Consider the following 12,645-nt stretch of genomic DNA (forward strand, 5'->3'; position numbering starts at 1 on the left):
ATAAACCACTGCACTCATCATGTTACCGGGCGCGACATCCGGTATGCATTTTCATGCTCCGCAACGACAGTAAAGCCTGCTTTGTCATACCAATGAATGGCGCGGCTATTATTTCTATTAACTTCCAGCTCTATTTTTTTGAAACCTCGTGTTTTAGCGGTGACGTCAACATGTGAAAGGAGAACTCCCGCGATCCCCCGCTCCCGGCATGCAGGCGCGACAATGAAAAGGCTAATATAGGCACAGCCCGTTGAGGGTCGGTTGCAATAGAAGGCGATGAAGCCCAAGCAGTACTGACCTTCACAATGCGAGACGAGCTCTGCTTGTGTGAGCAGCTTATCGATGTACTGCTCCAGCTCGACACCCGTAACTAGCTTGCCAGCCTGACGTGTCTGTTCTTCAACTATTAATTTGGTGATGGCTTGGTGCGACATTGGTCCTCTCCCTTGGTGCAGCCAGGCATGCCGAAGGCTATGCCAACGTGGCCCAGACTTTCCTTGACGGTCTCACAGATGACATCCACCTGTTGGGACGTCAGACCCGGGTAGATCGGCAGGCAGAGAATACGCGACGCAAGCGACTGTGCATTAGACTGTTGCTTACCTTTGTGGTGAACCTGGGCAGGACTCAGGCAAGCTACGTCATCAAGAGAAGGATAAAAGTAACGGCGTGCTTCAATACCTCGTGCTCCCAGTGCGGTTAGAACTTGCAGAAGTACGGCTTCACTCTCAAAAACTATGGGGAAGTAGGCATGATTTTGTGTGGCTTTGGGATTCCAGACTTGTAACCTAACCCAATCAGTGAGCTGCGTGCGGTATCGCTCCCAAATGTCTGCTCGTTGCGTCAACACGGTATCAATTTCATCTAATATACAGAGACCCATAGCTGCCTGAAACTCGTTGAGCTTGGCATTGATCCCCACTGCATCGATCCGGTCACGTTGGAGGGTTCCGAATTGTGTCATCAGTCTTGCTGTCTCGAGATCCTCACGGCAACGAAAGATAATCGCGCCACCTTCAATGCAGTGGAATATCTTAGTGGCATGGAAACTCAGAGTTGTGGCGTCACCACGGCGCAACAGACTCTTCCCCTTATAACGTACGCCGAATGCATGAGCGCCATCGTAAATCACCGGCAGGCCGTTTCTTGCCGCTATAGCTTCCAGATGTTCGACATTGCAGGCGTTACCGAAGACATGCACAGGTACCAGCGCCCTGCTGCATGGTGAAATTGCTTCTACTACTCGATGAGCATCCACACACCAGGTGTCGGGGTCAATGTCGGCAAAAGCCGGTTTCCCCCCATCCCACTTCAACGAGCTGGTCGTCGCGACGAAACTGAATGGTGTGGTCACCGCATTCCAACCTTCCTCAGCAGTTGGACCACTCACGCCCAGAGCGCGGTAGGCAATCTGAAGCGCCAGAGTACCGTTACCCACCAATAATAGATGTTCGACGTCTAGATATTCAGCCAGCCGTTCCCCTAACTGTTGCGTTAAAGGACCATTATTAGTTAGGCAGTGGCTGTTATAGATGCTATCTAGATAGCGTTCAAGACGGGCTCGCGCCGGCAAATAGGGACGTGTAACAGGGATCATTTTTCTTTGACCAAGTCGAGGAGGTATTTTCCATAGCCGTTCTTCGAAAGATCACCACCCGCCCGCGACAAATCGTTAACGCTAAGCCATCCGTTATTGAAAGCAATTTCCTCAAGACATGCGATCTTGAAGCCTTGACGTTTCTCTATTGTTTCAACGAACTGGGATGCCTCTAAAAGACTCTCGTGCGTACCTGTATCCAGCCATGCGAAGCCTCGACCCAAGATCTCAACATGCAGATCCCCACGTTCCAGATAAGCCTGATTGATACTAGTAATTTCGAGCTCCCCACGATCAGAAGGAGTAACCCGCTTGGCTAATTCAATAACATCATTGTCATAAAAATAGAGCCCTGTCACAGCGAAGCGTGACTTAGGGAGTTTAGGTTTCTCCTCAATGGAAAGCACGCGCTTCTTTTCGTCAAACTCCACGACCCCGAAACGTTCAGGGTCTCGCACCAAATACCCAAAAACCGTAGCCCCCTGGCTACGCTTGGCTACCTCAAGCAGTAATGGAGAGAACCCTTGGCCGTAAAATATATTGTCACCAAGGACCAGGCATACACTTTCTTGCCCAATGAAGTGCTCGCCAATGATGAATGCTTGGGCCAAGCCATCGGGACTTGGCTGAGTGGCATAGGTAATATTCAGACCAAACTGCCCACCGTCACCAAGGAGCCGTTGAAAGCAGTACTGTTCATCGGGAGTGGTAATAACCAGTATATCTTGAATACCAGCCAACATAAGTACCGAAAGGGGATAATAAATCATCGGCTTATCATAAACAGGAAGCAACTGCTTAGAGATCCCCATGGTTATTGGATATAACCGCGTACCCGACCCTCCGGCCAATATTATGCCTTTCATCAGGCGATCTCCTTATGTCCCATACCTAACCGCTCACGTTGGTAAGAGCCATCCTGCACACGTCGGCTCCATTCGGCATTGTTCAAATACCATTCAACAGTCTTACGCATACCGCTGAAAAAACTCTCACGTGGCTTCCAGCCGAGTTCCTCCCGAATCTTGCTAGTATCCAAAGCATAACGATGGTCATGTCCAGGGCGATCCGCGACATGGGTAATGAGATCTTGATACTGATTGACTCCAGCTGGTTTATCGGGAGCAAGTATCTCAAGCAAGTCACATATGTGATGCACCACCTGTAAATTGGCAAGCTGAGTGTTACCACCTATATTATAATTCTCACCAACTTTACCATGACTAAAAACACGCATTATTCCACGAGCATGATCATCTACATAGAGCCAGTCACGTATTTGCTCACCCGCACCGTAAACCGGCAATTGCTTGCCCTCAAGGGCATTGAGAAGCATAAGCGGTATCAGTTTTTCAGGGAATTGATAGGGCCCGTAGTTATTCGTACAATGGGTAACCAAGACGGGTAACCCATAGCTCCGCCACCAAGCTCTCACCAGATGGTCGGAACATGCCTTGCTGGCAGAATAGGGTGAGTTAGGGGCATAAGCAGCCTGCTCTGTACATGGCGGTGAACCAACTTCTATATCGCCAAAAACTTCATCCGTGGAGACATGTACAAAGCGAAAGCGTGACTGAGTCTGGTCAGGTAAATTTTCCCAATAACGGTATGCCACTTCAAGCAGCTGATAGGTTCCGATGATATTGGTCTGAATAAAGGTGCTTGGCCCTTCCAGCGATCTATCCACATGGCTTTCTGCCGCCAGATGAATGACGGCTTGAGGAGAGTAGTGCCTAAACAACTTCAACATCTCATCGTGTTGACAAATATCTATTTGTTCGAAACAATAATTTGGGTTAAAAACATTATCGCCGAGAGATTCTAAATTCCCAGCATATGTCAATTTGTCGACATTGACTACACGATACCTGGCATCACTAAGCAGGAGCCTGATCACTGCAGATCCAATAAATCCCGCCCCACCAGTTACAATGATTGGTATAGACATGATCACAACTCTCTTTATTCAGTGTCATTGATGTGCAGGATTAAAATAGCGACCGACTAATCGTATAGCTCAGCACAGGACATTTAACTATAAGAGTAGTGGTAATATCCGTATATCGAAGAGGCTCTACGTTCAATGGCATTTAGCACACTTCCCTTAACAAGGCAGCCTGCGCTTTCCAATCGCAGTTTTGCTAAATCTATTTCAGCAAGTGTATTAACACCATAGCGCACAGTCATCAGCGTCGTCCCGACTTGCTTGCCAACGATTGCCGCATCTGTTACCGCCATGATTGGTGGAACATCAATTATTACTAAATCATATCTCTTGCTGGCAAACTCAAGCGCTTTTGTAAAACCTTCCTGCATTAATAGCTCGGATGGATTAGGCGGTGTTATTCCACGTCCAATATAATCCAGGCCATCCAGATGAGTTGATCTTATGGCTTTATCTATATCCACTTTTCCTGAGATAAGCTCGGACAATCCCTCCTCTCTCTTCCCGCAAAATAAGTTATGTATCTGTCCCTTACGCACGTCTGCATCAATCACCAATATACGTTGGCCGGCTTGCGCGCAGACAGCAGCTAAATTTACCGCAACGAAACTCTTACCTATTCCTGGGCTCGGCCCAGTGATCATGATGCGATTGTTAGGAGCTTCCAGCATTGCAAAATGAAGGTTCGTGCGCAGACTTCTTAGTGACTCTATCGCAATATCAGTAGTATTGGCATAAGCCAGCACCCAGCCCAGCTGATTGCGTTTAGTATTTGACATTCTGGCTAACTTTACTTGTTCTTCTGACAGCGGCACTGTAGCATAGGCGGGCAGGCCTATTCCTGCTAACTGCTGAATATTTTCCACACCTCTATTTAATAGGCCTCGCAGTAAAACGATACTGATAGAAATAATTAGACCAAGTGCCGTGGCTAGCCCGACGACCATTGCTTTACGTGGTTTGATGGGGTGGGGGTGAATACCAGCAGTATCTAGTATTCTGACGTTTCCTACGGTACTCGCTTTGGCAATGCTCATTTCCTGAGCTTTATTAAGCATCTGTACGTAGACCTGTTGGTTGACTTCCACATCTCTAGCCATCCGAAGCACCTGTTGTTGAGTCTCCGGTAAAGCATCGATTCTAACCTCGAGCCTCCTTCTTTCATTTTGCAACCGTCCTAGCTTATCTAGCAGTGCTGCATACGTAGGATGGCTAGGAGTAAAACGCCGAGATATGTCGGCCTGGCTTAACTCAAGCTCGCTAACTTGAGTATCCACCTCTACCAACCGTTCCAAAAGCCCTTGGGTTTCTAGTGTCAAGTCGACACTCTCACGTTGATTTCTGTAGGAGTTCAATGAATCTTCTGCACCTATCAATCTATCATGTATATCTGGCAATTGGTTCTGGATAAATTCAAGACTTTTTTCAGCCTCGGCGCTTTGGCGCTGGATATTCTGCTCTAAATAAATATGAGTTATTGCTTCTAGAACATTGCGTGCCTCAATGGGGTCTGATCCTGTCACTGCCAGGCGTAGGATGCCGGAATCCGCTCCCTCTTCATGCACCGAATAACGCTGTCTTAGTATATCTATTGCCACCATACGGCTAAACTTTGTGAATTTAAATTCTGCTCCAGGCACAGCCTGCAATTCGCCAACATTGAGTATTAACTCGCCCTCTAGAAACGTCTCAACTTGCCCAACTTCACCTTTACCTAAACTATTTCCTTTTAGGTAAATGGAATAGCTCATCTCATCCATAACTTTTAAAATAAAAGTTTCACCCAAATACTCAAAGCCAACGTTGATTTCTGAGAGGGATATATATTCATTAGCAAATACATAAGGCCAGTTGAGGGCGAAATCCGGCCTCTCTATACCTCTGCGCAACAAAAAATTACCTATTAATGGTACTTTCCTAGGCTCAAGTAAAATTTCTAGGTTACGACGATCTACGGTCTGGCCAAGCACGAGCCGAGAGCGCAAGATTGATATTTCGGATTGAAACTGTGTGGCTTCCCTCGTCAGGCTGCGAATGTCCTGTAGAGGATTTACTGAAGGGCCATTAGGCTCAACTTGTACAAGCGCGTCGGTTCGATATATTGGTGTAGCCGTTAAGGCATAGCTGACGCCCATAAAGCAAAATAGTAATGTTATAACTATAATCTTCCACTTTTGAGCCATTAGCATATCGAAGATGTCGCGAAGATCGATTTCTTCGGGCTTAGGCATCATTGGTATATTTGCTTGATACTTAGTCATCTCGGCGCCTTCCTCATAAACTTCGCACATCATCCACCGAAGATGCTGCAGTACCGGGCAACCCGACGCTAGGCAGCAGCAAACTGATCACACGATTCCATCTAGCCAAGGGTGCTGTTGTTACATAGACTACATCACGGGCTTGAAGTGGGAACCCTGCCGCCAAGTACAAGTTGCTGGCATTAGTAATATCCAATTGGTATACAGTCGCCAGATGATCGTTAGCATTACTCAATGCTAAATCATTTCCTCGTATAATAAATATGCCAGACGGCTCGGCTGTATTTTCGTTAATTCCACCGGCACGTGACAATGCATCTGACAACATGAGGCTTTCATTTCCAAGTGTGATGAAACCAGGCACTAGAACCTGACCCATTACGGACACTTGTTGATCTGAGTTTGTTGAGACATGAATTGTATCACCATGTCTCAATAAGAGATTCTGGCTTTGGTCACCACGATTGAGAATATCATAGAGTGAAACTCGCTGCTCTCGGCCGTTACGGGTTAAATTAACCCTACGCCAGTTTGCATTCTCAGTTAGCCCCCCAGAAAGACTGATAGCATCTGTAAGGGTCATGGGCACCGTATTTATGGGAAGAGTTCCTGGGCTTTCTACTGCACCGCTAACGTACACTCTTTGAGAATTAAAGACTGCCACTCCAATATCGACTTGGGGATCTGCAATGTATGTGGAAAGACGCCGTGTTAGTACACGCCGAACTTCATCTAAACTTTTTCCTCCAACGTCTATATATCCAACATAGGGATAGAAAATCGTACCATCCTGCAATACTCGATGTCCGGCCTCAGCTGCGCTTCTTTCTGATCCAGCAGGGATGGTTAGCTCTGGATGATCGTATACTATGATATTAAGTATATCTCCTGCACCTAGACGATACTCATAGGTATCCAATTGATTCCTCAGCTCGGCTGTCATACTGGTAGCCATTTCAGCTGCTTCCTGCTGACGATAATCCATGACCAACTGAGGGGTTATGGGTAATATCATAACCCTTGCGTCTATCGATTCTGACCGTTCTATAGAATTTATATGTCCACCTGGCGCCCAGGCGCAGCCTGATAAAGCACTCACCAGGACAATGCTGAACAGCCAGCCAGACTGTTTGTAAGTAAGCATGACGATTTCCCCACGCCTTCGCATATCGATTTTTTAGTTATACCGTAAAAGCTATATATGCTTGCTTCAGTCCAGCTAGAACCCAACTACCCCTCTTTACCCACGCTACCGCCCTGGAGTTATATGGCCGGCTCCCTGCCAAAATTCCACTTGTCGCAATAAAGGCACAATTGAACTTAAAAACTAACTTTTTGACACGCTTCACAGACAATTATTTACAATTGCCCTGCAAACACACACCTCATTTTTTACGTTATATTTACTGACTTGAATCAAAAAAAATAGATTAGCTACTCGCTTTCTCGGGTAAGCTATAATTCTTATCATAACTAACACTCGAGCATTAGAATCGAGCAGACATACAGTATTAGTTTTTGCCAACAACTCTTTCAGGCCAGCACAAAACACTATCCAGTAAAGCACTGATTACTCTTTGTCTACATTTTTCTTCAGGGAGGTGTAATGACATTGGAAATACCACGCGCAACTGAGCATCCGGTTTTCTAGTCATGCAAAGTATTCGAGCATCATCTCAGGTGAACCTCAGGGTTAAATTTCTAGTGCTTGTGTTTAGACTCTTGTTTCGCTGTTTCACTTACTAAGCACACCTTGGGAATTCAAGTGCGCGCTCACGCTATCCTGAGGAACCACCCTCGGGGACAGCGCCAATCAGACGCTTCGCGGCGTCCTGACGATCGGGTAGGGGCCGGGGTCACCCCCGGCGCCCTCCTTGGGAATCGCGACGGCTCGGATCGGGCTGGGGTGGTACTCACCGGCCAGCAGCCGCTCGCGCAGTGTCGGCCAGTGTTGCTTCAGGTGGTCGGCCAACTGGTCCACCGTCATGCCATCGGCACCCGGCGCGCCTTTGTTGGCGACCACCCTACGGTAAGCCCGCGCCATGTTGGCCTTCTCTACCACGGCCTCCATGAGCGGGGCGGGTTCCGCTTTCGTCCACGATGACGACGCCGGGACCGTCTCGACGCCCGCCGGCCGGGACTCGGGGTTCCGCCCCTGTCCCTCTGGGTGGGTGACGGTATCAGCGTCAGTTGCCGTCGGCTAGCACTTCCCCTTGCCGGGCGTGCAGGGGACTTTCACCCCCAAGTCATCCTGAGGAACCACCCTCGGGAACAGCGCCAGTCAGGCGCTGCGCGCCATGCCTGGCGCACCACAAAAAACGCCGACCTTAGGTCGGCGTTCTTCTTAAAGATCAGCTATATAGGTCGAGCGTGGCTAAAAAACCCGATTGAGCCCGTTCTGTGCCGCGACCCGGTACGCTTCCGCCATGGTCGGGTAGTTGAACGTGGTGTTGACGAAGTACTTCAGGGTGTTGGCCTCGCCCTTCTGCTGCATCACGGCCTGACCGATATGCACGATCTCGGAAGCCTGGTCACCAAAGCAGTGGATGCCGTAGATCTCCAGCGTGTCCTGATGGAAGAGTATCTTCAGCATCCCTACCGTGTCACCGGTGATCTGGGCACGTGCAGTATCCTTGAAGAAGGCCTGGGCAACCTCATAGGGTACCTTGGCCTCGGTCAACTCGCGCTCGGTTCGACCGAAGGAGCTGATCTCGGGGATGGTATAGATACCGGTCGGCACCTCATTGACGAAGCGATAGTCTCGTTCGAGCAGCTCGTCGCAGGCGTTGAGCCCCTGATCGTAGGCGGCACTGGCCAGGCTGGGCCAGCCGATCACGTCACCGGCGGCATAGATGTGCGGAATGGCGGTGCGGTAATGATCATCGACCTGCAGCTGACCGCGCCCGTTGGCCTCGAGGCCGATGTTCTCGAGACCCAGCTCGTCGGTATTGCCGGTACGGCCGTTGGCCCACAGGAAGGCATCGGCGCGCAGCTTCTTGCCCGATTTCAAATAGACCACGACGCCGGAGTCGTCCCCTTCGACACGCTCGTACTCTTCGTTGTGGCGGATGAGCACACCATGCTTGCGCAGATGGTAGGAAAGCGCATCGGAAATTTCATCGTCGAGGAAGGAGAGCAGCCGGTCGCGGTTGTTGATCAGGTCGACCTTGACGCCCAGCCCCGAGAAGATGGAGGCATACTCGCAGCCGATCACACCGGCGCCGAAGATCACCAGCGTACGCGGCGTATGCGAGAGGCTGAGAATGGTGTCGGAATCGTAGATACGTGGATGGCGGAAATTGATGTCGGCCGGACGATAGGGGCGCGACCCCGTGGCGATGATGATCTTCTGCGCCACCAGTTCTTCCAGCGCCTCCTGGCGGTCGCGAACGAGCAGGGTGTGCTCATCCTTGAAGCGCGCCACACCGCTGTATAGGTCAATGCGGTTGCGGGCATAGAACTTGGTGCGCATCTCGACCTGCTGGTCGATGGTCATACGCGAGCGTTCCATGACCCTGGGAAAGGAGAACCAGCGTGGCTCGCCGATATCGCGGAACATGCGGTTGGTGTTGAACTGCATGATCTGCTTGACCTGATGGCGAAGCGCCTTGGAGGGTATCGTGCCCCAATGGGTGCAGTTGCCCCCGAGAACGGGCTGCTTCTCCACGACCGCGACCCGCTTGCCGTGCTTGGCTGCATTGATGGCGGCACTCTCGCCGGCCGGTCCGGTACCGATCACCACCACGTCGTAGTTATGGACTGCCATGGGCTCTTGCGTCTCCTTTCCCTTGTTGATGTCAGGTGCCGGCGTTCACTTGTCGCCATGACCCAACGGCATACGGCTCAGCAGCACGTAGCGGCTCAACGGCGAGTGGCATCGTAGCCAAGGTCGGCGCCACGACTCTCATCGCTTCTGCGGCGCTCGCTCGCCAGCCCCTTGCGCTTGCGATTCTCCTCCTCGCAGACTTCATCCTTGCCTCCGCAGATGTCACATCCCTCCTTGAGACCGAGCTGGTTGAGGCCGCCGCAGGAGCCGGCGATGGGCTTGCGCCCCAGGATCACTCCAATCGCCATGGCGGCCATGATCAACAGCATGAAGCCCAGAACGACGAGAAAAGTACTCATTGATGAAGCTCCTGGCGGCTAACGAACGAGCCAAGGCTCGAGTGCCGCTGTGTGATGGATTTCAATGCCCTGTGGTCTCTTGACAACAACCTTGGCCGCGCTATCCAGCTCATCGGCCAGCCGTATGGCCTCCTCGGGCCCGGCGTGGATCAGCAGACTGGCTTCTCGCATGGCCGTGCCGGCATCCGCTGCGATGACGCTGACGGAAAGCGGCGTCGCCGGTGTAACGAGGGGGGCTGCGGCCTCCTGCTGCACGAACCGATGCACCAGCGCGGCGTCCTGCAGGCGGACATGGCGCGCTCCTTCGGGCACTGGCAGGCCAGGCTGTTCGAGCGAAAGACGCCAGGCGCCGCCAGGCGGCGTACCTGAGCTCCGCATGACCCCACCCACCTCGACCAGCACGGCGACGGGGGCAACGGCATGGTGGCCCAGCCATAGCGTCAGACGGTCGACAGCCAACGCTTGGAAACGTCGATCCACCTCATGTTGCAGTGCCGCTGAAGGCGCCACCCAGAGCGGCGAGAACGCGGAAACGCTGGCCCTGATCAGTACCTCACGTTGCGCTTCGAGGTTTGCCAATTCACCTTGTATGCCGGCTTCGAGCTCGGCGGCATGGCCCGCTCCGAGGTCGGCATAGAGGGTGATATGGTAGCCCGTTCCCAGCGCCGTACCCTGATAGAGTTGCTCGTCGAGCTGCTGGCGGCAGGCACTGAGCAGAAAGGATGACAGCATGAGAAAGAACAGGGCCGGCCCGTAAAGGGCCAGCCCGGAGAGTCGCCCGTGGGCGAGCTGCATCATCCGCCAAAGTCGTCCAGCAGGATGTTTTCGGGTTCCACACCCAGATCGAGCAGCATCTTGATCACCGATGCGTTCATCATGGGCGGCCCACACATGTAGTACTCACAATCCTCGGGGGCCGGATGGTCCTTGAGGTAGTTCTCGTACAGCACGTTGTGGATGAACCCGGTGGGGCCGGTCCAGTTGTCCTCGGGCAGCGGATCCGACAGCGCCAGATGCCACTCGAAGTTCGGGAACTCCTCGGCCAGCTGATCGTACTCATCGTTGTAGAAGGTCTCGCGCCAGGAGCGCGCACCGTACCAGAACGAAATCTTGCGCTTGGAACTCAGGCGCTTGAGCTGGTCGAAGATGTGGCTACGCATCGGGGCCATGCCCGCACCGCCACCGACGAACACCATCTCGGCGTCGGTATCCTTGGCGAAGAACTCACCGAAGGGCCCCATCACGGTGACCTTGTCGCCCGGCTTCAGATTGAAGACGTAGGTCGACATCAGACCCGGCGGATGGCTGGTGCCGGGAGGCGGCGTGGCGATACGGATGTTGAACTTGAGGATGCCCTTCTCTTCCGGGTAGTTCGCCATGGAGTAGGCGCGGATGACTTCCTCGTTGTTCTTGTGGGAGATCTTGAACAGATCGAACTTATCCCAGTCGCCGCGATAATCTTCCTCGATATCGAAGTCGGAGAACTTGATGTCGTAGGGCGGCGCCACCAGCTGAACGTAGCCGCCGGCACGGAAGTCGACGTTCTCGCCTTCGGGCAGCTTGAGGTTGAGTTCCTTGATGAAGGTCGCCACGTTGGGATTGGAGATGACCTCACACTCCCACTTCTTGACGCCGAAGACCTCTTCGGGAACCTCGACCTTCATGTCCTGCTTCACCGGCACCTGGCAGGAGAGCCGCCAGCCGTCCTTCTTCTCACGCATGGTGAAGTGGGATTCCTCGGTGGGCAGGATGGCGCCGCCACCCTCCTCCACGCGGCACTTGCACTGGGCACAGGAGCCGCCGCCGCCGCAGGCAGAGGAAAGGAAGATACCGTTGGCCGCCAGCGTGTTGAGCAGTTTGCCACCGGCCTGGGTAGTGATGGTGTGCTCGGGGTCGCCGTTGACCTCGATGGTCACGTCCCCGGTGCTCACGAGCTTGCTGCGGGCGGCCAGGATCACCAGGACAAGGCCGATGACGACCGCGGTGAACATGAACACACCGAGCAAGATGACAGTTGTTCCAACCATGTCGGTTTCCTATTTGCTGTGAGTAACCTGCACTCCGGCGATGCCTGGCATCGCCGGAGACGCACCCTGGCTCAGAGCTGAATGCCGGAGAAGGACATGAAGCCCAGCGACATCAGACCCACGGTGATGAAGGTGATGCCAAGGCCCTGCAGGCCACCCGGCACATCGCTGTACTTGAGCTTCTCGCGCAAACCTGCCAGGGCGGTAATCGCCAGCGCCCAGCCCACACCAGAGCCGAGGCCGTAGACCACGGACTCGCCGAAGCCGTAGTTACGCTCGACCATGAACAGCACGCCACCGAGGATGGCGCAGTTCACGGTGATCAGCGGCAGGAACACACCCAGCGCGTTGTAGAGCACCGGTACGTACTTGTCGAGGAACATCTCGAGGATCTGCACCAGTGCGGCGATGACGCCGATGTAGGAAAGCAGACCCAGGAACGACAGGTCGATGTTCTCGGCTCCGGCGATGCCGGTCCAGGTCAATGCGCCTTCGGCCAGCAACGCGTTGTAGATCACGTTGTTGACCGGCACCGAGATGGTCAGTACCACGATGACCGCGATGCCCAGACCGAAGGCCGCCGAGACCTTCTTGGACACGGCCAGGAAGGTACACATACCGAGGAAGAACGCCAGGGCCAGGTTCTCGACGAAGACCGAGGCGACGAAAAGGCTAATATAGTGCTCCATG

Annotated in this window: 12 protein-coding genes; all 12 read right to left on the reverse strand. The window is 52.7% G+C overall.

Annotated elements, in window-relative coordinates:
• Positions 1-17: 17 nt before the first annotated feature.
• On the reverse strand, positions 18-434 hold the full coding sequence (locus HOP59_RS17380) for a GNAT family N-acetyltransferase (RefSeq protein WP_010629061.1): 417 nt from the start codon (positions 432-434) through the stop codon (positions 18-20).
• Positions 407-1,597 (reverse strand): DegT/DnrJ/EryC1/StrS family aminotransferase, encoded by a 1,191-nt coding sequence (locus HOP59_RS17385; RefSeq protein WP_141638647.1) that lies wholly within the window; start codon positions 1,595-1,597, stop codon positions 407-409. The genes HOP59_RS17380 and HOP59_RS17385 overlap by 28 nt, the downstream gene beginning before the upstream one ends.
• Entirely contained in the window at positions 1,594-2,463 is an 870-nt protein-coding gene (rfbA, locus tag HOP59_RS17390) for a glucose-1-phosphate thymidylyltransferase RfbA (protein WP_010629063.1), read from the reverse strand. The genes HOP59_RS17385 and rfbA overlap by 4 nt, the downstream gene beginning before the upstream one ends.
• A complete protein-coding gene (rfbB, locus tag HOP59_RS17395; RefSeq protein WP_010629064.1) occupies positions 2,463-3,545 on the reverse strand; it encodes a dTDP-glucose 4,6-dehydratase in 1,083 nt (360 codons plus the stop codon). Before rfbB ends, rfbA begins: the two co-directional genes overlap by 1 nt.
• An 83-nt stretch (positions 3,546-3,628) precedes the next feature.
• Complete coding sequence (locus HOP59_RS17400; protein ID WP_234254796.1) at positions 3,629-5,803, reverse strand: polysaccharide biosynthesis tyrosine autokinase; 2,175 nt, start codon at positions 5,801-5,803, stop codon at positions 3,629-3,631.
• A gap of 13 nt (positions 5,804-5,816) precedes the next feature.
• Positions 5,817-6,947, reverse strand: coding sequence for a polysaccharide export protein (locus tag HOP59_RS17405; protein ID WP_234254797.1), 1,131 nt, complete (start codon positions 6,945-6,947; stop codon positions 5,817-5,819).
• Between the two features lie 669 nt (positions 6,948-7,616).
• Positions 7,617-7,874 (reverse strand): hypothetical protein, encoded by a 258-nt coding sequence (locus HOP59_RS17410; RefSeq protein WP_010629067.1) that lies wholly within the window; start codon positions 7,872-7,874, stop codon positions 7,617-7,619.
• A gap of 303 nt (positions 7,875-8,177) precedes the next feature.
• On the reverse strand, positions 8,178-9,569 hold the full coding sequence (sthA, locus tag HOP59_RS17415) for a Si-specific NAD(P)(+) transhydrogenase (RefSeq protein WP_010629068.1): 1,392 nt from the start codon (positions 9,567-9,569) through the stop codon (positions 8,178-8,180).
• Positions 9,570-9,664: 95 nt separating this feature from the next.
• Positions 9,665-9,928 carry a (Na+)-NQR maturation NqrM gene (nqrM, locus tag HOP59_RS17420; protein WP_010629069.1) on the reverse strand — a complete coding sequence of 88 codons (264 nt, stop codon included), beginning with the start codon at positions 9,926-9,928 and terminating at the stop codon, positions 9,665-9,667.
• Between the two features lie 18 nt (positions 9,929-9,946).
• A complete protein-coding gene (locus HOP59_RS17425) occupies positions 9,947-10,726 on the reverse strand; it encodes a hypothetical protein (protein ID WP_234254798.1) in 780 nt (259 codons plus the stop codon).
• Positions 10,723-11,955, reverse strand: coding sequence for an NADH:ubiquinone reductase (Na(+)-transporting) subunit F (gene nqrF / locus HOP59_RS17430; protein ID WP_010629071.1), 1,233 nt, complete (start codon positions 11,953-11,955; stop codon positions 10,723-10,725). Before nqrF ends, HOP59_RS17425 begins: the two co-directional genes overlap by 4 nt.
• 71 nt (positions 11,956-12,026) lie before the next feature.
• Complete coding sequence (gene nqrE, locus HOP59_RS17435) at positions 12,027-12,644, reverse strand: NADH:ubiquinone reductase (Na(+)-transporting) subunit E (protein ID WP_010629072.1); 618 nt, start codon at positions 12,642-12,644, stop codon at positions 12,027-12,029.
• Position 12,645: the final 1 nt, after the last annotated feature.

Source organism: Billgrantia aerodenitrificans, assembly GCF_021404405.1.
GTDB classification, from domain to species: Bacteria; Pseudomonadota; Gammaproteobacteria; order Pseudomonadales; family Halomonadaceae; genus Halomonas; species Halomonas aerodenitrificans.